Annotated in this window: 18 protein-coding genes, 1 tRNA gene and 1 pseudogene; 10 read left to right on the top strand and 10 right to left on the bottom strand. The window is 71.8% G+C overall.

The window, feature by feature from the left end:
- Positions 1–99: 99 nt before the first annotated feature.
- The 4 genes and pseudogenes from ACWC9R_RS21020 to ACWC9R_RS21005 all read right to left on the bottom strand — a co-directional run.
- Positions 100–909, bottom strand: a pseudogene (locus tag ACWC9R_RS21020) (MBL fold metallo-hydrolase); the annotation flags it as partial.
- On the bottom strand, positions 906–1,895 hold the full coding sequence (locus ACWC9R_RS21015) for an NUDIX hydrolase (protein WP_450733544.1): 990 nt from the start codon (positions 1,893–1,895) through the stop codon (positions 906–908). The pseudogene ACWC9R_RS21020 and the gene ACWC9R_RS21015, both read right to left, overlap by 4 nt.
- Before the next feature lie 122 nt (positions 1,896–2,017).
- On the bottom strand, positions 2,018–2,482 hold the full coding sequence (locus ACWC9R_RS21010) for a RidA family protein (protein ID WP_362603653.1): 465 nt from the start codon (positions 2,480–2,482) through the stop codon (positions 2,018–2,020).
- Entirely contained in the window at positions 2,479–2,640 is a 162-nt protein-coding gene (locus ACWC9R_RS21005) for a DUF4177 domain-containing protein (protein WP_003975360.1), read from the bottom strand. The genes ACWC9R_RS21010 and ACWC9R_RS21005 overlap by 4 nt, the downstream gene beginning before the upstream one ends.
- Positions 2,641–2,860: 220 nt before the next feature.
- Here ACWC9R_RS21005 and ACWC9R_RS21000 point away from each other — a divergent pair, with 220 nt between their 5' ends.
- Positions 2,861–3,919 (top strand): ArsA-related P-loop ATPase, encoded by a 1,059-nt coding sequence (locus ACWC9R_RS21000; RefSeq protein ID WP_450733541.1) that lies wholly within the window; start codon positions 2,861–2,863, stop codon positions 3,917–3,919.
- Entirely contained in the window at positions 3,916–5,301 is a 1,386-nt protein-coding gene (locus ACWC9R_RS20995; RefSeq protein ID WP_450733539.1) for an ArsA family ATPase, read from the top strand. The genes ACWC9R_RS21000 and ACWC9R_RS20995 overlap by 4 nt, the downstream gene beginning before the upstream one ends.
- 245 nt (positions 5,302–5,546) lie before the next feature.
- Here the strand turns inward: ACWC9R_RS20995 and ACWC9R_RS20990 are convergent, their stop codons facing one another.
- A complete protein-coding gene (locus ACWC9R_RS20990; RefSeq protein WP_362603659.1) occupies positions 5,547–5,888 on the bottom strand; it encodes a WhiB family transcriptional regulator in 342 nt (113 codons plus the stop codon).
- 383 nt (positions 5,889–6,271) lie between these two features.
- On the opposite strand from ACWC9R_RS20990, the gene ACWC9R_RS20985 reads away from it, so the two are divergent.
- Positions 6,272–8,461: a transglycosylase domain-containing protein gene (locus tag ACWC9R_RS20985; RefSeq protein ID WP_450733537.1), complete on the top strand. Its 2,190-nt coding sequence runs from the start codon at positions 6,272–6,274 to the stop codon at positions 8,459–8,461.
- Positions 8,462–8,568: 107 nt separating this feature from the next.
- Here ACWC9R_RS20985 and ACWC9R_RS20980 read toward each other — a convergent pair whose 3' ends face one another.
- The gene (locus ACWC9R_RS20980) at positions 8,569–9,033 is read right to left on the bottom strand and encodes a GatB/YqeY domain-containing protein (RefSeq protein WP_450733535.1); all 465 of its coding nucleotides are present in this window, start codon (positions 9,031–9,033) and stop codon (positions 8,569–8,571) included.
- A 126-nt stretch (positions 9,034–9,159) separates the two neighbouring features.
- On the opposite strand from ACWC9R_RS20980, the gene ACWC9R_RS20975 reads away from it, so the two are divergent.
- From ACWC9R_RS20975 to ACWC9R_RS20960, 4 genes are all read left to right on the top strand, one after another.
- On the top strand, positions 9,160–10,086 hold the full coding sequence (locus ACWC9R_RS20975) for a metallophosphoesterase (RefSeq protein ID WP_362603664.1): 927 nt from the start codon (positions 9,160–9,162) through the stop codon (positions 10,084–10,086).
- Positions 10,087–10,229: 143 nt separating this feature from the next.
- On the top strand, positions 10,230–10,958 hold the full coding sequence (locus tag ACWC9R_RS20970; RefSeq protein ID WP_450733533.1) for a Pr6Pr family membrane protein: 729 nt from the start codon (positions 10,230–10,232) through the stop codon (positions 10,956–10,958).
- A 12-nt stretch (positions 10,959–10,970) separates the two neighbouring features.
- Positions 10,971–11,044 (top strand) — tRNA-Pro (locus ACWC9R_RS20965).
- Between the two features lie 455 nt (positions 11,045–11,499).
- Entirely contained in the window at positions 11,500–12,234 is a 735-nt protein-coding gene (locus tag ACWC9R_RS20960) for a thioesterase II family protein (protein WP_450733531.1), read from the top strand.
- Here ACWC9R_RS20960 and ACWC9R_RS20955 read toward each other — a convergent pair.
- Positions 12,214–13,602 (bottom strand): class II 3-deoxy-7-phosphoheptulonate synthase, encoded by a 1,389-nt coding sequence (locus ACWC9R_RS20955; protein ID WP_450733529.1) that lies wholly within the window; start codon positions 13,600–13,602, stop codon positions 12,214–12,216. The genes ACWC9R_RS20960 and ACWC9R_RS20955 overlap by 21 nt on opposite strands.
- Before the next feature lie 268 nt (positions 13,603–13,870).
- Here ACWC9R_RS20955 and ACWC9R_RS20950 point away from each other — a divergent pair, with 268 nt between their 5' ends.
- Positions 13,871–15,385, top strand: a complete 1,515-nt coding sequence (locus tag ACWC9R_RS20950; protein WP_450733527.1) for an anthranilate synthase component I family protein — start codon at positions 13,871–13,873, stop codon at positions 15,383–15,385.
- A gap of 29 nt (positions 15,386–15,414) precedes the next feature.
- Positions 15,415–16,011 carry an anthranilate synthase component II gene (locus tag ACWC9R_RS20945; RefSeq protein ID WP_450733549.1) on the top strand — a complete coding sequence of 199 codons (597 nt, stop codon included), beginning with the start codon at positions 15,415–15,417 and terminating at the stop codon, positions 16,009–16,011.
- On the opposite strand, the gene pdxR is transcribed toward ACWC9R_RS20945, so the two are convergent.
- Entirely contained in the window at positions 15,998–17,386 is a 1,389-nt protein-coding gene (gene pdxR / locus ACWC9R_RS20940) for a MocR-like pyridoxine biosynthesis transcription factor PdxR (protein ID WP_450733525.1), read from the bottom strand. The two genes, ACWC9R_RS20945 and pdxR, sit on opposite strands and share 14 nt — an antisense overlap.
- Positions 17,387–17,506: 120 nt before the next feature.
- Here pdxR and trpD point away from each other — a divergent pair, with 120 nt between their 5' ends.
- Positions 17,507–18,565, top strand: coding sequence for an anthranilate phosphoribosyltransferase (gene trpD, locus ACWC9R_RS20935; RefSeq protein WP_450733524.1), 1,059 nt, complete (start codon positions 17,507–17,509; stop codon positions 18,563–18,565).
- Here trpD and trpC read toward each other — a convergent pair.
- Both trpC and ACWC9R_RS20925 read right to left on the bottom strand, forming a co-directional pair.
- Complete coding sequence (trpC, locus tag ACWC9R_RS20930; RefSeq protein ID WP_450733522.1) at positions 18,537–19,349, bottom strand: indole-3-glycerol phosphate synthase TrpC; 813 nt, start codon at positions 19,347–19,349, stop codon at positions 18,537–18,539. The two genes, trpD and trpC, sit on opposite strands and share 29 nt — an antisense overlap.
- A 388-nt stretch (positions 19,350–19,737) precedes the next feature.
- On the bottom strand, positions 19,738–20,976 hold the full coding sequence (locus ACWC9R_RS20925) for a cytochrome P450 (protein ID WP_450733520.1): 1,239 nt from the start codon (positions 20,974–20,976) through the stop codon (positions 19,738–19,740).
- Positions 20,977–20,998 lie beyond the last annotated feature (22 nt).

The following is a 20,998-nucleotide window of genomic DNA, read 5'->3' as shown; positions in this document are numbered from 1 at the left end:
GCTCACCGGCATCCTCGCCACGATGCCGTACATCGCCCTCCAACTGGTCGGCATCCAGGCCGTCCTGGACGTGATGGGCATCGGCGGCGGTGAGACGCCCAGATAGTCCAGCTGTGCCCGTACCGACAGCTCGGCGGCCGGCCACAGGGAACGGTCGACATCCGCGTACACGCTCGCGACGACCTCGGCGGGGGTGCGATGGCCGGCCTCGACGGCGGTCTCCACCTGGGCGAGCCGGTTCGCCCGGTGCGCCAGATAGAACTCCACCGCCCCCTGAGCGTCGTTCAGCACCGGCCCGTGGCCCGGCAGGACCGTCGCCACCCCGTCGTCGACCGTCAGGGAGCGCAGCCGGCGCAGCGAGTCCAGGTAGTCGCCGAGCCGCCCGTCGGGGTGCGCGACCATGGTGGTGCCGCGCCCCAGGATCGTGTCCCCGGTCAGGACCGCGCGGTCGGCCGGGAGGTGGAAGGAGAGCGAGTCCGCGGTGTGGCCCGGTGTGGGCACCACCCGCAGTTCCAGGCCTCCGGTGGTGATGACATCGCCCGCTTCGAGCCCCTCGTCGCCCAGGCGCAGTGCCGGGTCCAGTGCCCGTACGGACGAGCCGGTCAGCTCGGCGAACCGGGCGGCGCCGTCGGAGTGGTCCGGGTGACCGTGCGTCAGCAGGGTCAGCGCGACGCGCTTGCCGGCCCGCTCGGCGGTGTCGATGACGGCGCGGAGGTGGCTCTCGTCGAGCGGTCCGGGGTCGATGACGACCGCGAGGCCGGAGTCCGGCTCGGCGACGATCCAGGTGTTGGTGCCGTCCAGCGTCATCGGCGACGGGTTCGGGGCCAGCACGCAGTGGGCGCGCGCGGTCGCGGGCCCCGCGATCACGCCACCGCGGGGCTGACCGGGGAGGGCGGCTGCGTCGGTCATGCGGAGGTCCCTCCCGAGGGGCCGGCGCCGTCCGTGCGCCCACCAGGGGCACCGCCCCCGGGGGCACCGGTACCGGCGTCCGTCCGTGTGATGTGTTTGGTGAACTCCTCGTGCCCCGGCCAGCTCAGCTCGATCTCGCCGCCCACCAGGCGGGCCCGGGCCAGCACCGGCGTCAGGTCCTGGGCCTCCGCCGCGGCCAGCGCGTCGGCGGCGGTGGCGTACGGCTGGAGCCCGCGCAGGGTGGCGATGGTCGGCGGCATCATCAGCAGCTCACCGCGGTCGTAGCCGGCGGCGGCCTCCTCCGGCCGAATCCACAGCGCGAGGTCGGCCTCGGTGGAGGCGCTGGGCGTCCCCGCCGGACCGGGGCCCGGTGCCGGCCCCTGGGGGAGGGTGCGCTGGCCCTCGGGCAGTGCGGCGACGAAGAACCAGGTGTCGTAGCGCCGTGGTTCGAACTCCGGGGTGATCCAGCGGGCCCAGGCGCCCAGCAGATCGGAGCGCAGCATCAGGCCGCGGCGGTCCAGGAAGTCGGCGAAGGACACCTCATGGGCGACCAGGGCGGCGCGGTCCGCCTCCCAGTCCTCGCCCGTGGTGTCCGCGACAACGGTGTCGGCGGAGGCGCCGGCGAGCAGCACGCCCGACTCCTCGAACGTCTCGCGGACCGCCGCACAGACGATGCTCTGCGCGGTGGCCGGGTCGACTCCCATCCGGACCGCCCACTGGGCGCGTGACGGGCCGGCCCAGGCCACCGGCCGCTCGTCACGGGGATCGACGGACCCGCCCGGATAGGCGTACGCGCCTCCGGCGAAGGCCATGGAGGCGCGTCTGCGCAGCATGTGGACATCGGGGCGGCCGGAGGCGGAGTCCCGCAGCAGCAGGACGGTCGCGGCCCGCCGGGGCTCGGCAGGGGTCAGCTCGCCGTTCGCGAGCGCCCGGATACGGTCCGGCCACTCCGGCGGGTACCACTGGCCATTGGTCGTGGACGACATGGCCGGATGCTATGCGCTCGCGCGCGGATGTTCGAGGGCCTCTTTCGCGCCGGAGGGCCCCACCTGCGCGGGGCCCTCCGGCGTACGGCACACACCAGGGGTGCCGGTGTCGCTGCGGGTGCCTATTCGGCGATCTCGACCTGGATCTCGACCTCGACCGGCGCGTCGAGCGGCAGCACCGCCACGCCCACCGCGGACCGGGCGTGCACGCCCTTGTCGCCGAGGACCTCGCCCAGCAATTCGCTGGCGCCGTTGATGACACCGGGCTGGCCGGTGAAGTCCGGCGCGGAGGCCACGAAGCCGACGACCTTCACGACCCGCTGGATCTTGTCGAGGTCACCGATGACGGACTTCACGGCGGCCAGCGCGTTGAGCGCGCAGGTCGCGGCGAGTTCCTTGGCCTGTTCGGCGCCGACCTCGGCACCGACCTTGCCGGTGACCGGCAGTGCGCCGTCCACCATCGGCAGCTGGCCGGAGGTGTACACATAGGCGCCGGAGCGCACCGCGGGCTGGTAGGCGGCGAGCGGCGGCACGACCTGCGGCAGCTTGAGCCCGAGCGCCGCGATCTTGTCCTCGGCCGCGCTCACGCCTGCTTCTCCCGCTTCAGGTAGGCCACCAGCTGCTCGGGGTTGTTCGGGCCCGGAACGACCTGGACCAGCTCCCAGCCGTCCTCGCCCCAGGTGTCCAGAATCTGCTTCGTCGCGTGCACGAGGAGCGGCACGGTCGCGTATTCCCACTTGGTCATGGGCCGAGCGTAATGCCTGTCCAGGACCTCGGTGGACGCCGTCCGCCGCGGCCCGCTCCCAGCCGTCCCGCACGGCGTCCGGTGGCCTGGTCACGGCCCCGGCCGCCGGACCCCTACGGATCATCCCTGATCCGTCCCGGACGGGCCGGCGGCAGATATCCGGGGCTTCCCAGGCGTATCCCGTGCGTAGCCGGGACGAGGACTGGTTAGGCTCCTTTGCGTGAGCAGGCTCCATGTCGTCAGCGGCAAGGGCGGCACCGGCAAGACCACGGTCGCCGCTGCCCTCGCCCTCGCCCTCGCCACCGAGGGGCGCCGTACCCTCCTGGTCGAGGTCGAGGGCCGACAGGGCATTGCCCAGTTGTTCGAGACCGAAGCGCTTCCGTACGAGGAGCGCAAGATCGCGGTGGGTCCGGCGTCGGAAGGCGCCTCGCCGTGGGCGTCCGTGCGCGCCGAGTCCGGCGGCGACGCCGCGCGCGGCGGTGCCGGGAGACGGGCGGGCGGCGAGGTCCACGCCCTCGCCATCGACGCCGAACGCGCCCTCCTGGACTACCTCCAGATGTTCTACAAGCTGGGCAGCGCGGGCCGGGCGCTGAAGAAGCTCGGCGCGATCGACTTCGCCACGACCATCGCACCGGGCCTGCGGGACGTCCTGCTGACCGGCAAGGCGTGCGAAGCGGTCCGCCGCAAGGACAAGAACGGCAAGTTCGTCTACGACGCGGTGGTGATGGACGCCCCGCCGACCGGCCGCATCACCCGCTTTCTCAACGTCAACGACGAGGTGGCCGGTCTGGCGAAGATCGGCCCGATCCACAACCAGGCGCAGGCCGTGATGCGGGTCCTCAAGTCGCCCGAGACCGCGGTGCATCTGGTGACGCTCCTGGAGGAGATGCCCGTCCAGGAGACCGCCGACGGGGTCGAGGAGCTGCGCGCCGCCGGTATCCCCGTGGGCGGCATCGTCATCAACATGACCCGCCCGGCGCTGCTGGACAACGGCGATCTGGACACCGCCGCCCGGAGCGCCCGCGGGGGCGTCGCCAAGGCGCTCTCCCAGGCCGGTCTGGGCGGTGCCCGCCGCGGCGGTCTGGCGGAGCGGCTGATCGACCCCCTCCTGGAGCAGGCACGCGAACACGCCGAGCGGGTCGAGCTGGAGCGCGCCGAACACGCCGAACTGACCGCCATCGGCCTGCCCACCTACGAGTTGGAGCTGCTCCCCGAGGGAGTGGACCTCGCCGGGCTCTACCGCCTGGCGAGAGACCTGCGGAAACAGGGGCCCATATGACCTCGGACACCACGACGCTGGACGCCTCGGCCCCGCGGCTCGAGGTCGACACGCTGCTCGACGACCCGGCCACCCGCATCGTGGTGTGCTGCGGTTCGGGGGGCGTCGGCAAGACCACGACCGCCGCGGCGCTGGGGGTGCGCGCGGCCGAGCGCGGCCGCAAGGTCGTCGTGCTCACCATCGACCCGGCCCGGCGGCTGGCCCAGTCCATGGGCATCTCCGAGCTGGACAACGTCCCGCGCCAGGTCAAGGACGTCGACGAGTCCGCGGGCGGCGAACTCCACGCGATGATGCTGGACATGAAGCGCACCTTCGACGAGATCGTCGAGGGCCATGCGGACGCCGAGCGGTCCCGCGCCATCCTGGAGAACCCCTTCTACCAGTCCCTGTCGGCCGGTTTCGCGGGCACGCAGGAGTACATGGCCATGGAGAAGCTCGGCCAGCTGCGCGCGAACGACGAGTGGGACCTGATCATCGTCGACACCCCGCCGAGCCGCTCCGCGCTGGACTTCCTGGACGCTCCCAAGCGCCTGGGCTCCTTCCTGGACGGCAAGTTCATCCGGGTGCTGATGGCGCCGGCGAAGGTCGGCGGCCGGGCCGGGATGAAGTTCCTCAACGTCGGCATGTCGATGATGACCGGCACCCTCAGCAAGCTCATGGGCGGTCAACTGCTGCGCGACGTCCAGACGTTCGTGGCCGCGATGGACACCATGTTCGGCGGCTTCCGCACCCGCGCGGACGCCACCTACCGCCTGCTGCAGGCGCCCGGCACGGCGTTTCTCGTGGTGGCCGCGCCGGAGCGGGACGCGCTGCGCGAGGCGGCGTACTTCGTCGAGCGGCTGGCCGCCGAGCAGATGCCGCTGGCCGGCCTCGTGCTGAACCGCGTACACGGCAGCGGCGCCGCCCAACTGAGCGCCGAGCGCGCCCTGGCCGCGGCGGAGGCCCTCACGGACCGCATGGCGGAGGACACCCACGCGGACGCCCCCGCGGACACCGAAGCGGAGGCCGACGCGGCCCCGGGCACCGTGGCCGGTCCCGCACCCGACCGGGCGGAAAATAATCTTGCCGCCGACGGCATTGTGGATCTCGACGGCGGGAAGGCTGGATCACGTACCGCCGACGGCCACTCCCCCGCCGTGGCGGAGCCCGCGACATCCACCCAGGCCTCAGCGGCTCAACTGGCCGCCGGACTGCTACGACTGCACGCCGAACGCATGCAGGTCCTCGCGCGCGAACGGCGCACGCGGGACCGCTTCACCGCGCTGCACCCCGAGGTTCCGGTGACCGAGGTCGCCGCGCTGCCCGGCGATGTCCATGACCTCGCGGGGCTGCGTGCCATCGGCGACCGTCTGGCGCTGAACCCCACGGACACCGACGACTGAGCCGACTGGCCCGTACGCACGGCCGGTTCAGCCACCCCTCACCGACGAAGCGCCCTTCACCACACACCCCGGCGTCGTATGACGTCTTCACCGGGCGCGCCGGATCAGCGCGCCCACCCCCCATCCATGCCTCCAACTCCGGTGCATCTCACGGCCACTGACGCCCAGGGCGCTCAGGTGGCCGATCAGACCGCGCCATCAACCGAACCTTCTCGGCCGACTTCTCCGGCCGTGCCCGCCCGCGGCTATCCCACCGCGGCCAATGCGTCGAAGGCTTCGTCGTCACAGTCCACCGGCAGGATGCCCGTGCTCCGCTCGTATTCCGTACGCGCTGTCTCCAGCAGCCGGCGCCATGACGTCACGGTCGGGCGGCGACGCAGCAGCGCCCTCCGCTCGCGTTCGGTCATCCCGCCCCACACGCCGAACTCCACCCGGTTGTCCAGGGCGTCGGCCAGGCACTCCGTGCGCACCGGACATCCGGTGCACACCGCCTTGGCGCGGTTCTGCGCCGCCCCTTGAACGAACAGCTCATCCGGATCGGTCGTGCGGCACGCTGCCTGCGTACTCCAGTCGGTTACCCAGCCCATGCTGGCGCCGTCCTCTCCCGAATCGAGGCTCCCCCACGGCGGCAAGCGGCATATTCACCGTTGCCAGTTGAGGACGTTACGGAAGGCAGGCAGGGCGCAACACCCCCTTCGGGCCCAATCTTGGATGGCCCGAACGGACTATGCGTATGCGGCAGATCACCCAACGGAGTGACCGTGCGGCATACGTCACTTTGCGTACAAGGCGGGACAGTTCACCGCCCTGACACGGGGTTTTCCTCGACACCTGCGGGCACGTGGGGGCGCGTCCCGCGGGAAGTGGGGCTTGACGAACCGATGCGTAACCGTTCGGCTGTGGCAGCTGAGGACAGGCTAAACGAACACGTGCGCCCCTGTCCGGCGGATGGAGAACGTAGGCTGCTCTCATGCCTAAGAAGCGCGATGGCGGAGGTCTGTCCAAGACGCAGCAGGCCGCCAAGTTCCTCGGTGTCAGCGCCCTGGCCGGAGCGGTCCTCGCCGGTCTTGCGCTCCCGGCGGCCGGGGCGCTCGGTCTGACCGCCAAGGGGTCGGTCGAGGGCTTCGACGAGATCCCGGCGAACCTCAAGACGCCACCGCTCAGCCAGCGGACCAGGATTCTGGACGCGAAGGGCGGCGAGATCGCCAAGGTCTACTCCCGGGACCGTACGGTCGTCGGCCTCGACGAGATGTCGCCGTACGTCCGGAAGGCGATCGTCGCGATCGAGGACGCGCGCTTCTACGAGCACGGCGCCGTCGACGTGAAGGGCATCCTGCGGGCGGTCAACAAGAACGCCCAGTCGGGCGGTGTCTCCCAGGGCGCCTCGACGCTGACCCAGCAGTACGTGAAGAACGTCTTCATCGAGGAGGCCGGCGACAACGCGGACAAGGTCGCGCAGGCCACCCAGCAGACCCTCGGCCGCAAGGTCAAGGAGCTGAAGTACGCGATCCAGGTCGAGAAGGAACTCGGCAAGCGGAAGATCCTGCAGAACTACCTGAACATCACGTTCTTCGGGCAGCAGGCCTACGGCGTCGAGGCGGCCGCCCAGCGCTACTTCAGCAAGCACGCCAAGGACCTCAACCTGGAGGAGTCGGCGCTGCTGGCCGGCATCGTCCAGTCGCCCACCCGCTACGACCCGGTCAGCGCCCCGCAGGAGGCCACCAAGCGGCGCAACACCGTGCTGCAGCGGATGGCCGATATGAAGGACGTCAGCCAGGCGCAGGCCGACGCGGCCGCCAAGAAGCCGGTCAAGCTGGCGATCAGCCGTCCCAAGAACGGCTGCATCACCGCCGCCGACGGCGCCGGCTTCTTCTGCGACTACATCCGCAAGGTCTTCCTCAGCAGCAAGAACTTCGGCAAGAACCGGAAGGTCCGCCTGCAGCGCTGGAACGAGGGCGGCATGACCATCCGCACCACCCTCGACCCGCAGTCCCAGAAGTCGGTCCAGGCCTCGCTGAGCGACCACGTCTACGACGACGACCCGGTCGCCGGTGCCGCCACCCTCGTCGAGCCGGGAACCGGCAAGATCCTCGGCATGGGCCAGTCGCGCCCGTACGGCTTCGGCGAGAACCAGACCGTGATCAACCTCTCGGTCGACCACGACATGGGCGGCGGCGCCGGTTACCAGCCCGGGTCGACCTTCAAGCCGGTGATCGCGGCGGCCGCGCTGGAACAGGGGACGAATCCGGAGCAGGAGTACCCCTCGCCGTACCGGATGCCGTACCCGAGCCCGGTCCAGACCTGCGACGGCGAGTGGCAGGGCACCGACACGACGCAGAACGAGAACAAGGAAGAGGTCGGCCCGTACGCCATGAAGGAGGCGACCGCGAAGTCGGTCAACACCTACTTCGTGCAGCTGATCAGCGACATGGGTATCTGCCCCGCGGTGAAGATGGCCCAGAAGATGGGCATCGAGCGGGCGGACGGCAAGCCCCTGCAGCAGGTCCCGTCGATGACGCTGGGCGTGCAGGAGATGTCGCCGCTGACCATGGCCTCCGGTTACGCCGCCTTCGCCAACGGCGGCGAGTACTGCTCCCCCGTCGCCATCGAGTCGATCACCGACGCGCGCGGCCGGGCGCTGAAGGTCCCGCAGACCAGCTGCCGCAGCGCGATGTCCAAGCGGACCGCCGACACGATCAACACCCTGCTCAAGGGCGTCGTCGAGGACGGCACCGGCAAGGAGGCCGGCCTCCAGGGCCGGGACAGCGCCGGCAAGACCGGCACCAGCGACAGCCGCTACGCCGCCTGGTTCGTCGGCTACACCCCGAACGCGGCCGGTGCGGTCTGGGTCGGCGACCCGATGCACAAGCGCAAGATGTACGACATCAGCATCGGCGGGGTCCCGCACGACAAGGTCTACGGCGCCGACACCCCCGGCCCCATCTGGCGCGACGCGATGACCGGCGCCCTCGACGGCCGGCCCGCGCCCCAGCTGCCCACCGTCCCGATCGACGATCCGGCCAAGGACCGGCACCAGGAGGACGACAAGGGCCGCGGCAAGCACAAGCCCGGCCGGGGCCACGGCGGCGGCAACAAGCCGGGCGGCGGCTGGCACATTCCGGGCTTCCCCGACATCCTGGGCGGCGGCAACGGCGGCTGACCGTCGGCCGGTTGGCCCGTACGGCAACGGCTCGCGACAACGGCTGAGGGGCGCCCCACACCACGGGGGCGCCCCTCAGCCGCCCTTAGAGAACGCGGTCCGGCCGCTCAGCCGGCCAGCAGCTTCTTCACCGCGGCGGCCACCCGGCCGCCCTCGGCGCGGCCCGCCACCTGAGGGTTGACGATCTTCATGACGGCGCCCATCGCCCGCGGCCCCTCGGCACCGGCGCCCTTGGCCTCCGCCACGGCCGCCGCGACCAGCTGCTCCAGCTCGTCGTCGGTCAGCGGCTTGGGCAGGTACTCCGCGAGCAGCTCGCCCTCGGCGCGCTCGCGCTCGGCCGACTCCGCGCGGCCGCCCTTCTCGAAGGCGTCCGCGGCCTCCCGGCGCTTCTTCGCCTCCCGCGCGATGATCTTCTCGACCTCGCCGTCGGACAGCTCACGCGACTCGGTGCCCGCGACCTCCTCCTTCTGGATCGCGGTCAGCGTGAGACGGAGGGTGGAGGAGCGCAGCTCGTCGCGCGCCTTGATCGCGACGGTGAGGTCGTCCTGAAGCTTGGACTTGAGCGTGGTCATGCCGTTGAGTATGCCCCCACCCGCCGACAACCGGCGCGCCTTTTCCTCCCGCCCCGCCACACCCGGCCCCCCGACGGGCCGCTCGTGCGCTGCATCCACCGCCCGCTCTCTGCGACGATGGGACCCATGCGCGCGCGATACGGAGTACCCCTGACCCTGACCGCAGTCGGCGCGGCCGGCCTGGCCTACGCCGCCGGCTTCGAAGTCCGCTCCTTCCGCCTGCGGCGCGTCACCGTGCCCGTACTGCCCCGCGGTATGCGGCCGTTGCGCGTCCTGCAGGTCTCCGACATCCACATGGTCAGCGGACAGCGCAAGAAGCAGCGCTGGCTGCAGTCGCTCGCCGGGCTGCGCCCCGACTTCGTCATCAACACCGGCGACAACCTCTCCGACACCGAGGGCGTCCCCGAGACCCTGGACGCGCTCGGCCCGCTGATGGAGTTCCCCGGCGCGTACGTCTTCGGCTCCAACGACTACTACGGCCCGAAGCTGCGCAACCCCGCCCGCTACCTGATCGAGCGGGCCCAGGGCCGGCACGGCCTCAACGGCAACGCCCCCGCCGTGGGCGTCGTCCACAACCCGTGGGAAGAGCTGCGTGACGCGTTCGACGCGGCCGGCTGGGTCGGCCTGTCCAACTCCCGCGGCCGCCTGAAGCTGGAGGGCCTGGAGATCGCCCTGACCGGCCTGGACGACCCGCACATCAAGCGGGACCGGTACGCCGAGGTGGCCGGCGGCCCGGAATCCGGCGCCGATCTCTCGCTGGCCGTCGTGCACGCCCCCTACCTGCGCTCGCTGGACGCCTTCACCGCCGACGGGTACCCCCTGATCCTGGCCGGGCACACCCATGGCGGCCAGCTCTGCATCCCCTTCTACGGGGCGCTCGTCACCAACTGCGACATCGACACCGAGCGGGTGAAGGGCCTGTCCACCCACACCGCCGACGGCCGCACCTCCTACCTCCATGTCTCCGCCGGCTGCGGCACCAACCGCTACACCCCGGTCCGCTTCGCCTGCCCCCCGGAGGCGACGCTGCTGACCCTGACGGCGCGGGACTGAGGCCGCGCCCCGGCGGCTCGGGTTCCTGAGAGCCGAGCCGCCGGGCCCGAGGTGTGGGCCTCGGACGTGGGCCTGGTGGACGACCCGCGGTTTTGCCGGATCAGGTCTCCCCGCCCCGGCGATCATCCCCCTAACGTGGAGGAATGTCCGATCCCACCCGGACCTCGCAGTCCACGCGCCACGCCACCGACCCGGCCGCGGCCGCCGCCCGCACCCCGGCCGCCGCCGTCGCCCCCTCGATCCGCCGCCCGCCGGCCGCCGCCTTCCGCGCCCTCGTCGCCGCGGCCGCACTGACCGGCCTGCTCCTCGCCGCCCTCGGCTCGCCCGCCCCGGCCCAGCTGCTCACCCGCTTCACCGTGCAGGCCAACCTCGCCCTGGCGCTGGCCGCCGCCTGCTCCGCGCACCGCGCCTGGACCGGCCGCCGCCCCGTGAGCCCCCGCCTCACCGGCGCCCTCCTCCCCTTCCTCGTCCTCCCGGCCCTGATCCACCACGCCCTCCCCGCCGCCGACGCCACCGCCTTCAGCCTGCCGCGGACCGGCGCCCCCACTACTGCCGAGGCCCTCTCCGCCCTCCTCCTCACCACCCTCACCCCGCTCGCCGCCCTCGCCGACTGGCTGCTGCTCACCGCTCCCCGCCGCTTCCGCCTGCCCCACGCCTGGCAGTGGGCGGCCTACCCCCTCCTCTACCTCGCGTTCGCCCTCGCCTTCCCGACCGCGGCGGGTGCCCCGCCGCCCACCGTCACCACCGCGCTCACCCTCGCGCTCGCCGCCTTCCTGCTCCCTTTGATCACCATCGGAGCCGACCAGGTCAGGCCCTCTCCCCCGCTCCACAGGAACCGGATTTCACCTACGGGGATCAGTCCGCTAAAGTAGAGCTCGTTGCTTCGGGGTGTAGCGCAGCTTGGCAGCGCGCTTCGTTCGGGACGAAGAGGTCGTGGGTTCAAATCCCGCCACCCCGACTGAAGGAACAAAAGGTCAGGGGCCTGATCCGCATCGCGGATCAGGCCCCTGACTGCTTCCTGAGGGCCCTTTGGGAGAGTCCTGGGAAATGATCTTGAAACAGATCTCCCGGATGCGCGTGCAGGACACCTCGCCCGCGGCGCCGCAGAGACGCCCCGGATGGGCAGTTGGCGCATCCCGTTCCGCGCGGACTCACACGCGCGAACACCACGGGCCCACCAGCGACCCTCGCAATGAGGTGTTCTGCGTCACATAGGTCGATGTGCCCCGAGGACCCTCGGGCTCGCCTCCGTATCCCCGTAGCGCCGGCCGCGCTCAAAGCACCGGCGAGGACCCGCCATCTGTGCGCTGCGCCTCTTCTCTCCGCTCGGTCACCCCTGTCAGGCCACTGTCAGCAAGGGCCGGGATACTGGCCGCGGTACTGGCAGGACGGGGATCGGGGCTTGGGGGCAGGATGGTCTGGACGCAGTGCACCGAGCCGCGGCCGTTCGCGGCGCAGCGGCTGGTCTGTTTCCCGCACGCCGGAGGGTCGCCCTATTTCTTCCGGGGATGGGCCAAGTCGCTCACCGACTTCGAGGTGCACACGGTGTGCTATCCGGCGCGGGCGGAGAGAATTGCCGAACCTCCCGCCAGCGATATCGTGAGCATGGCACGCCATATCGCCGATTCCGTAAGGGAATTGATGAGGGACGGGCGGACCACCACGCTCTTCGGGCACAGCATGGGGGCGATCGTCGCCTATGAGGTGGCCGCGGCATTGGAGGGCGAGGGATATGAGCTCGGTCATTTCTTCGCCTCGGGGGCGCGGGCGCCCCATTTGATGCGGCCCGATCGTGCAGCGGACACCACATGGGACGACGCATCGGTCGCCGCGACACTGGTCGAATTGGGCGGGACGGACGCCGAGCTCTTGCAGAACCCGGCTTTCGTCGAACTGGTGATGCCTTATATCCGGGCCGACTTCCGGATGCTGGCGTCCTACGCACCACCGAAGCGGGCACCGCTGTCGAGCGCCGTCACCGCCGTCATCGGGGACGCGGACCCTCGGGTGACCGCCGACCAGGCGTCCGCCTGGCAGGAGGCGACCCGGGGGCCGTTCCGGATGCGGACGCTCCCCGGCGACCACTTCTACCTCGCCGAGCACCCGCCGTTCGACGTCATCACGGAGTCAGCGGGCGCCGCCTCCTGAGCGCCCGGAGTGTTCGCGGTACCCCTCGGCCAGCAGGAAGGCCAGGTCCAGGGACTGCGTGTGGTTCAGACGGGGGTCGCAGGCCGTCTCGTAGCGCTGGTGCAGGTGCTCGGGGTGGATCGCGTTGCCGCCGCCGACGCACTCGGTGACGTCGTCCCCGGTGAGCTCCACGTGGATGCCTCCGGGGTGGCTCCCCAGTGCGTGGTGGACCTCGACGAAGCCGCGCACCTCGTCCAGGATCGCGTCGAACCCGCGGGTCTTGTGGCCGCTCGCGGCGGTGATGGTGTTGCCGTGCATCGGGTCGCTGACCCACGCGACCAGCGCGCCCTCCGCCCGGACCTTCTCCACCAGGGTGGGCAACAGGTCGCGTATCCGGTCGGCGCCCGCCCGGACCACGAAAGTCAGCCGGCCGGGCTCGCGGTCCGGGTCGAGCCGGTCCAGCAGGCCCATGACGTCGTCGGGGCCGGTGGTCGGGCCGAGCTTCACCGCGATGGGGTTGGCCACCCGCGAGAAGTACTCGACGTGCGCACCGTCCAGGTCCCGGGTCCGCTCACCGATCCACAGCAGATGGCCGCTGGTGGCGTACGGCCGGCCGGTTTCGGGATCGGCACGGGTCAGTGCCGCCTCGTAGTCGAGCAGCAGGCCCTCGTGGCTGACGAAGAACTCGGCGGTGCCGAGCTCCCGGGTGTCGACTCCGCAGGCGTCCATGAAGGCCAGGCTGCGGTCGATCTCCTGGGCCAGCCGCTCGTAGCGCTCCCCGGCCTGTGAGTCCGCCACGAATCCCTGGTTCCAGGTGTGCACCTGGCGCAGGTCGGCGAACCCGCCAGTGGTCAGGGCCCGGACGAGGTTGAGCGTGGTGGCGGACGACTCGTACATCTTCCGCAGGCGCTGCGGGTCGGGTCGCCTGGCCCCGGCGGTGAACTCCGCGCCGTTGACCGCGTCGCCCCGGTAGGAGGGCAGCGCCAGGTCGCCGCGCCGCTCCTCGGAGCTGGAGCGCGGCTTGGCGTACTGGCCGGCCATCCGACCGACCTTGACGACCGGCAGGGCAGTGGCGTGGGTGAGCACGACGGCCATCTGCAGGAGGGTCTTGAGCTTCCCCCGGACGGCGTCGGCCGTCGTCCGCGCGAAGGTCTCCGCGCAGTCGCCGCCCTGGAGGAGCACGGCCTCGCCGCGGGCCACCGCCGCCATACGGCGTCGGAGCAGATCGCATTCGGCGGCGAAGACCAGCGGCGGCGCGGTGGTCAGCCCGTCGACAACGGCGCGCAGTTCGCCCTCGTCGGGCCAGTCGGGCTGCTGTGCCGCGGGAAAACCGCGCCAGGACGCGGTGGCGTCATTCTTCGCCTGGGATTCCCTCTTGCTGATTCTCATTGCTGCCTTCCGGGCGGGCGGCGGACAGGGAGGAAGAGCTCGTCATGAAATGTGCGACGGATGTGACAACCGGCTCTGTTCGCGGAAGTCGGATCTGCATCAGCTCAATCCAACGGGTCCGTTCCGGTCAAGCGAATCCGCAGTGGTCCGTATCCGGGGCCGCGGATTGGTCTGGCACCGCCGACCCGCGCGCTGATTTGCTGGCCGCAGCCGAACGGAGCGAATCGGCCGCTGCCACCAACGAATCGGATTGCACAAGGAGTTCGCCATGCCGGTAACGAGCACGATCGGTGTCCGGATCACCGATACCGAACTCCCGCGCCACGATCCGCTCGACCTGTACGTGCGATTGCGGGAACGGCTCCCGGCGCAGGACGTGTTCCTCTTCGAGAGCGTGGAGGGCGCCGACCAGGACCGCCGCTCGGCGGTGGTCGGCTTCGGTCGACTCGCCGAGATCAGGGTGTTCGACGGGCGCGTGGAGATCGACGGTGCCGGGCCGGTCACCCTGGCCCTGGCCCGGACGGCCGGTGCGCTCGGGATGACCGCGGACGAGTCCGCCGGCACCGACGCGTACGGACTGCGCTTCACCGCCCCCGCCCAGATGTGGGACCTGCTGTCCCGGGCGCAGGCGCTGTTCGCCGTGGACACCGCCATCCCGTCGACGTCGTACGCCTTCGGCTTCCTGACCACGCTCGCGTACGAATCCGCCTGGCACATGGAGGAGTTGCCGGACCGCACCAAGGAGCCGTGCGGTCCGGACATCACGCTGACGCTCTTCCGGGACACGGTCTGGTACGACCTGGCGTCGGGCCGGGTCCGTCACCTCGACGCCGAGAGCGACGCGTTCGCCGACCGGCCGGCTCCGGTGGACACCGCCCAGCTGGTACGGCACGCCCTCGCAGGCCCGGCGCCGGGGTCCGGCCCCGCCGTTCCCGAGGCTCCCGCGCCCCTGTCGGTGCGCGACAGCGTGAGCCGGGAGACCTTCTTGGCGTGGGCCGACCGTTGCCTGGAGCACATCAGGGTCGGCGACATCTACCAGATCCAGATCGGCCACCGCATCGACGTGCGCTCCACGCTGATGCCCGTCGAGGTCTACCGCCGCCTGCGGGACCGCAACCCCTCGCCGTACATGTACCTGATGCCCCGGGCGGGCCGCACGCTGATCGGCGCCAGCCCCGAGCTGTTCTTCCGCGTCGAGGGCGACACGATCGAGATGCGTCCCATCGCGGGCACCGCACGGCGCGGCCCGGACGAGGAGGAGAACCAGCGGCGCGTCAAGGAGATGCGGGAGAGCACCAAGGAGCAGGCCGAGCACATCATGCTGGTCGACCTGTGCCGCAACGACATCGGCCGGGTCACCCGCCCCAGCACCCGGCCGGTCGACCGGCTGATGGCGGTGGAGAACTTCTCGCACGTGTTCCACCTCGTCTCCTCCGTGACCGGCCGGCTGCGGGAGGAGGTGGACACCTGGCAGGCGGTGCGCGCCACCTTCCCCGCCGGGACGATGACGGGGGCGCCCAAGGTCCGCGCCATGGAGATCATCGACGGCTTCGAGGAGCAGCGGCGCGGGAGTTACGCGGGCGCGGTGGGGCTGGTGGACGTCCGCGGCTGGAGCGAACTGGCCCTGTGCATCCGCACCGTCGAGTACGACGGGAGCACGTACTCCACCCAGAGCTCGGCGGGCATGGTGGCGCAGTCGGAGCCCGCCGCCGAGTGGCGGGAAACCCTGGCCAAGATGGGAGCCGCCTACTGGGCGCTCACCGGAGAGGAGTTGCTGTCTTGACCACCGCCGAGCCGAAGGGCGTACCGGACATGAAGGTCCTGCTGATCGACGCGTACGACAGCTTCGTGCACATCATCGACCAGTACCTGCGCACCCTGGGGGCGCGCACCGAGGTCGTGCGGTCCCTGTCCCGGTCTCCCGGCGAGCTGGCCGCCTCGCGCCCCGACGCGGTGGTGCTCGGCCCGGGTCCCGGACACCCCGCCGAGTCCGGCCACATCGAGCTGGTGCGCCGGTTCGCCGGGCGGGTCCCGCTGCTCGGCGTCTGCCTGGGTCACCAGGCCATCGCGCTGGCCCACGGCGGGCGGGTCGAGGTGGCGGACCAGGTGATGCACGGGCGGACGAGCACGGTGCGGCACGACGGCGAGGGCCTGTTCCGGGGGCTCGGCAACACCCTCGAAGTCACCCGCTACCACTCGCTGATCGTCGCCGAGCCGCTCCCCGAGCAGCTGGTCACCACCGCCGTCGCCATCGACCACGGCTATGTGATGGGGCTGCGGCACCGCACGCTGCCCATCGAGTCGGTGCAGTTCCACCCCGAGAGCATCACCACGACGGGCGGGCTCGCCATGATGGGCAACTTCCTCACCTCGGCGGCGGGTTACCGCACCGGGCTCACACCCGCCTGACCGCGCCCACGGCACGGATGGCCTCGGCCACCCCGGAGCACGGCAGGTGCGCGTGGCCCACCACCAGGGCCGGGGCGTCCCTGCGCGGCCGGGCGTGGAACGCGGCGGCCCCCCGCACCAGGACGGAGCGGCGCAGCGCCCCGGCGACCAGCGCTGCCTCGTCGGTCCGCCGGGGCAGCCGGACGTAGGCGTGCAGCCCGGCGCCCGGTCCGAGCACCACGGCGCCGGGCAGGTGCCGGCGCACCGCTTCCTCCAGGGCGTCCCGGCGGCCGCGCCCCAGGGAGTTCAGCCGGCGCAGATGACGATCGAACAGGCCGGTGCGCAGGAGTTCGGCGAAGGTCAGCTGGGTGAGGGTCTCGGTGCCCAGGTCGTGCCGGGCCCGGGCCCGCAGCAGCTGGTCGAGCAGCAGGCCGGGGGCGGCGAGCCAGCCCAGCCGGAGCCCCGGGGAGAGCGACTTGCTGGCGGTGCCCGCGTAGACGACCCGGTCGGGCATGGTGCGCTGCAACGCGAGCGGTCGGGCGCCCCGTTCATACCACAGGCCGCCGTCGTAGTCGTCCTCGATCACCCAGCCGTCCACGTCCCGGGCCCAGCGGGCCAGGGCCTCGCGGCGCTCCGCGGACAGCGTGACGCCGGTGGGGAACTGGTGGGCGGGCGTGACCAGGACGGCGCGCGCTCCGGACGCGGCCAGCGCGTCGACGTCGATGCCCTCGCCGTCGACCGGAACGGGCACGGTGGCGAGCCCGCTCTCGCGGACGAACTGGCGCTGGCCGGGGTGCCCCGGATCCTCGATCGCGAGCGCCTCGACGCCGAGGCGGGGCAGCACCGGGCAGAGCAGGCCGAGCGCCTGGGCGAAGCCGCCCACCACCATGACGCGCTCCGGCGAGGTGCGCACACCCCTCAACCGCCCCAGGTACGAGGCGAGTTCGCGGCGCAGTACGGGTTCGCCGGCCAGCGGCGGGTAGTCGTGGTGCGACAGCTCGGCCGTCTGCAGGACCCGCTGGTAGCAGCGCAGCCACTCGCGCCGGGGGAAGGCCGGGGTGTTGCTGCCGCCGGGCCGCAGGTCCCAGCGGACCCGCGGCACCTGCCCCTCGTCCAGCAGGGCGGGCACCACGGGATCGTCCGCCAGGTGGCCCACCACCCTGGTGCCGGCCCCCTGGGTCGCCTCCAAGTACCCCTCGGCGACGAGCTGTCCGTACGCCTCCACCACCACGCTGCGCGACACGTCGAGGTCGCCCGCGAGCCGGCGGCTGGACGGCAGCCTGGTGCCCGGCGGAAGAATCCCCTCGGATATCTCCCGCTTGATGAATTCCTGGATCTGCGAGGTGAGGGAATTCGTGGAATCCCTGACGACCTCAACCGCCATGTGCAAGGCCACCGGCCCAATCCTTTCTGAAGTGGACCGTACCGGTCACCGGACAGTGGTCTGGAAAGAACGTGCCGCCATTTGCAGACTGGACGCCGCAACGTCCGCTGGTGCCCTTCAAGGAGAGTCCCCATGGCTGCCGAGCCGCAGCGTCGTACCTGGCCGGAACTGCTCAACGCGCTGCTGGAGCGCAGGGATCTGACCGCTCACGACACGGCCTGGGCGATGGACCAGGTGATGTCGGGCACCGTCGGTGCGGCCCCGCTCGCCGGGCTCCTGGTGGCGCTGCGCGCCAAGGGCGAGACCGTCGACGAGATCGAGGGCATGGTGCGCGCCATGTACCGGCACGCCGTGCCGCTCGACGTTCCCGGCCCCGCGGTGGACATCGTGGGGACCGGCGGCGACGGTTCGAACAGCGTCAACGTGTCCACGATGTCGGCGGTCGTGGCCGCCGCGGCGGGGGCCCGGGTGGTCAAGCACGGCAACCGCTCGGCGTCCTCGGCCTGTGGTTCGGCCGACCTGTTGGAGGAGCTGGGAGTGGCGCTGACGCTGACACCGCAGGAGGTCGCGGCGGTCGCCGAGGAGGCCGGCATCACCTTCTGCTTCGCCCCGGCGTTCCACCCGGCGATGCGGCACGCGGCCGGGCCCCGCCGGGAACTCGGCGTCCGCACCGCCTTCAACCTGCTCGGCCCGCTGGCCAACCCGGCGTCGCCCCCCGCGCAGGCGGTGGGCGTCGCGGACCGGCGCCACGCGCCGCTCATCGCCGGCGTGCTGGCCCGCCGTGGGGTGTCCGCGCTGGTCTTCCGCGGCGACGACGGGATGGACGAACTGACGGTCACCACTACCTCCACGGTCTGGTCGGTGGTCGGGGACGAGGTGCGCGCCGAGTCCTTCGACCCGCGGGACGTCGGGATCGACCACGCGCCGGCCGCCGCGCTGCGCGGCGGCGACCGGGCGTACAACGCGCGGGTGGCGCACGAGGTGTTCGGCGGGGCCCGGGGCCCGGTGCGGGACGCCGTGCTGCTGTCGGCCGCGGCCGGCCTCGCGGCCCTGGAGCCCGTCGGACGTCCCGTGACCGAGCGGCTCGCGGCCGGTGTGGAGCGGGCCGCCGGGGCCGTCGACTCGGGTGCCGCGGCGGCCGTGCTGGAGCGTTGGGCGACGCTCAGCGCGAAGCGCGCTCAGGGCGGCTGATCCGGCCGGCGGCGACCAGGGCGGCGACCGCCTCCTCGGGGCGGCCGGCGGTGACCACCGACTCGCCCACCAGCACGGCGTCCGCGCCGTGGGCCGCGTACTCCGCCATGTCCCGCGGCCCGCGCACCCCGGACTCGGCGATCCGCACCACGTCGTCCGGGAGGACCCGGGCGACCCGGGCGAAGGTCGCGCGGTCCACCTCCAGGGTGCGCAGGTTCCGGGCGTTGACCCCGACGAGACGGGCTCCGGCCGCCAGCGCCCGCTCGGCCTCCTCCTCGTCGTGCGCCTCGACCAGCGGGGTCAGCCCGATCTCTACCGCCTGGGCGAGCAGTTCGGTCAGCCGCGGCTGCGCCAGCGCCGCGACGATCAGCAGCGCCAGGCTCGCGCCATGGGCGCGGGCCTCCCAGAGCTGGTAGGGGTCGACGATGAAGTCCTTGCGGAGCAGCGGGACGTCGACCCGGGCGTGCACCGTGTCGAGGTCGGCCAGCGAGCCGCCGAACCTATGGCGCTCGGTGAGGACGCTCACCGCGCCGGCACCGCCGGCCTGGTAGGCGGCGGCCAGCGCCGCCGGGTCGGAGATCTCGGCGAGCGCTCCCTTGGACGGGCTGGCCCGCTTCACCTCGGCGATCACCCGCACGCCGTCCGTGCCGCGCAGCAGCGCGACGCAGTCCGGGCCCGGTCCGAAGCCGGCCGCCCTGTCGGCCAGCGCGGCCTGGGAGACCTGGCGTCGGCGGGCGGCCGCATCGGCGCGCGCCCCCTCGACCAGCTCGTCGAGTGCGTTCATGGCTGTGTCCTCCCCGTGCGGGGCGCCGGACGGATGCGCGCCGATCCGTGACCGGCGGTGGCGCCACCGGAGGTGAACACTAGGAACGGGCGCCGGCGAGAACCATCCTCTTAAGCATCGCGTTAAACTCGCAGGTGGGAATGGCGGCCTTCGAGCGGAATACGGTCCGGCGCCCGCATGCCGAAATGTCAGCGCGATGTCAGGCACTTTCAGCGCACTTTCAGCGCACGGCAATGCCGGTGCGCCCTCAGCGGAATTGCGGGGGAACGGCGGTGGGCATTCCGCGGCGTTCCCGACGGAACCCTTCGGGCCGCGGCCGGGCCGGGACGCCGTCGGGGACCGCCACCCGCTCGCGGTCCCCGGCGGACGCTGACGCTCCGGCTCGTGGCTACCCGGCCGCCTCCGCGGTGAGGGTGACGGGCAGACCGCTGTACCCGTGGACGAAGTTGGAGTACAGCCGCTGCGGCGGACCGTCCAGCCGGATGTCGGCCACCCGCGCCCGGAGCGCCTCGACCATGGCGTTCACGTGCACCCTGCCGAGGAAGGCGCCGAGGCAGAAGTGCGGGCCGTGCCCGAAGGCCACGTGCTTGTTGGGGTCGCGCGCGATGTCGAAGGCGTACGGGTCGGTGAAGACGCTTTCGTCGAAGTTGGCGGAGCTGTTCCACAGGGTGACCACGTCGCCGGCTTTGATCACTTGGTCGCGCAGCGGGACGTCCTCCAGGGCCCGGCGGCCGAAGTGCATGGCGGGGGTGGTCCAGCGCATCACCTCTTCGGTGGCGCTGTCCGCTCCGACCTCGCCGGACTTCAGCTTCCGCCACTGTTCGGGGTTCTCGCTGAAGGCGATGAGTCCGCCGATGGAGGACATCCGGCTGGATTCGTCACCGCCGAGGATGAGGCTGTAGCAGTTGAAGACGACCTCGTCCTCGGCCAGCGGCGCGCCGCCCACCGTGGCCGTGGCCAGGGTGCTGATGACGTCCTCGCCCGGGTTCTTGCGGCGCTCGGCGGCGAGTTCGGAGAAGTAGAGCAGGATCTCGTTGCGGGCCATCACCTCGTCCAGCGCGCTGTCCTCGGAACTGTGCCGGGACAGCGTCTGGGTGTTCCACTCGACGAGGCGCTCGCGGTCGGCCGCGGGGATGTCCATCAGGTCGCCGATCGTGTTGATCGGGATGTGGTCGGCGACGTCGGTGACGAAGTCCAGCGTGCCGCGTTCCAGGGCCTGGTCGACCAGGTCCCGGGTGCGCCGGTGCACGCCCTCCACCACCGGCTGGAGCACCCGGGGCGAGAAGGACTTCAGCATCAGGTTGCGGATCTCGCGGTGCCGCGGCCCGTCGGTGACCGCCAGCATCTTCCGGGAGGCCGAGTCCTCGCCCTGGAGGAGGGTCGCCAGGACGTTGCCGCGTTCCGAGGTGAACCGCTTGTTGTCCCGGTAGACGTCGACCACGTCGGCGTACCTGGAGACCGCCCAGAATCCGGGCATCGGGCTGCCGCCGACCGGCTGCCAGTGGACCGGGCTCTGTGTCCGGAACCGGCGCCACATGGCGTGCGGGTCGAGGTCGAGGAAGGTCTGCGGATCGGTGAGGTCCACCTCGGCCGGGTCGATGTCGGTGGTCGGTGTCTGCGTTGTCATGGGTTGGCTCTCCACCAGGCTT

It is taken from the genome of Streptomyces sp. NPDC001219, from assembly GCF_053597915.1.
The sequence above is the reverse complement of the archived record's forward strand: the minus strand, read 5'-3'. Positions and strand labels throughout refer to the sequence as shown.

Coding starts and splice junctions, on each gene's coding strand:
- ACWC9R_RS20995 (WP_450733539.1), top strand. CDS start 3,916: ATGACCTCGGACACCACGACGCTGGACGCCTCGGCCCCGCGGCTCGAG.
- trpC (WP_450733522.1), bottom strand. CDS start 19,349: ATGAACGCACTCGACGAGCTGGTCGAGGGGGCGCGCGCCGATGCGGCC.
- ACWC9R_RS20990 (WP_362603659.1), bottom strand. CDS start 5,888: ATGGGCTGGGTAACCGACTGGAGTACGCAGGCAGCGTGCCGCACGACC.
- ACWC9R_RS20955 (WP_450733529.1), bottom strand. CDS start 13,602: ATGAGAATCAGCAAGAGGGAATCCCAGGCGAAGAATGACGCCACCGCG.
- ACWC9R_RS20925 (WP_450733520.1), bottom strand. CDS start 20,976: ATGACAACGCAGACACCGACCACCGACATCGACCCGGCCGAGGTGGAC.
- ACWC9R_RS20970 (WP_450733533.1), top strand. CDS start 10,230: ATGTCCGATCCCACCCGGACCTCGCAGTCCACGCGCCACGCCACCGAC.
- trpD (WP_450733524.1), top strand. CDS start 17,507: ATGGCTGCCGAGCCGCAGCGTCGTACCTGGCCGGAACTGCTCAACGCG.
- ACWC9R_RS20960 (WP_450733531.1), top strand. CDS start 11,500: ATGGTCTGGACGCAGTGCACCGAGCCGCGGCCGTTCGCGGCGCAGCGG.
- ACWC9R_RS20980 (WP_450733535.1), bottom strand. CDS start 9,033: ATGACCACGCTCAAGTCCAAGCTTCAGGACGACCTCACCGTCGCGATC.
- ACWC9R_RS20950 (WP_450733527.1), top strand. CDS start 13,871: ATGCCGGTAACGAGCACGATCGGTGTCCGGATCACCGATACCGAACTC.
- ACWC9R_RS20985 (WP_450733537.1), top strand. CDS start 6,272: ATGCCTAAGAAGCGCGATGGCGGAGGTCTGTCCAAGACGCAGCAGGCC.
- ACWC9R_RS20975 (WP_362603664.1), top strand. CDS start 9,160: ATGCGCGCGCGATACGGAGTACCCCTGACCCTGACCGCAGTCGGCGCG.
- ACWC9R_RS21015 (WP_450733544.1), bottom strand. CDS start 1,895: ATGTCGTCCACGACCAATGGCCAGTGGTACCCGCCGGAGTGGCCGGAC.
- ACWC9R_RS21005 (WP_003975360.1), bottom strand. CDS start 2,640: ATGACCAAGTGGGAATACGCGACCGTGCCGCTCCTCGTGCACGCGACG.
- ACWC9R_RS20945 (WP_450733549.1), top strand. CDS start 15,415: ATGAAGGTCCTGCTGATCGACGCGTACGACAGCTTCGTGCACATCATC.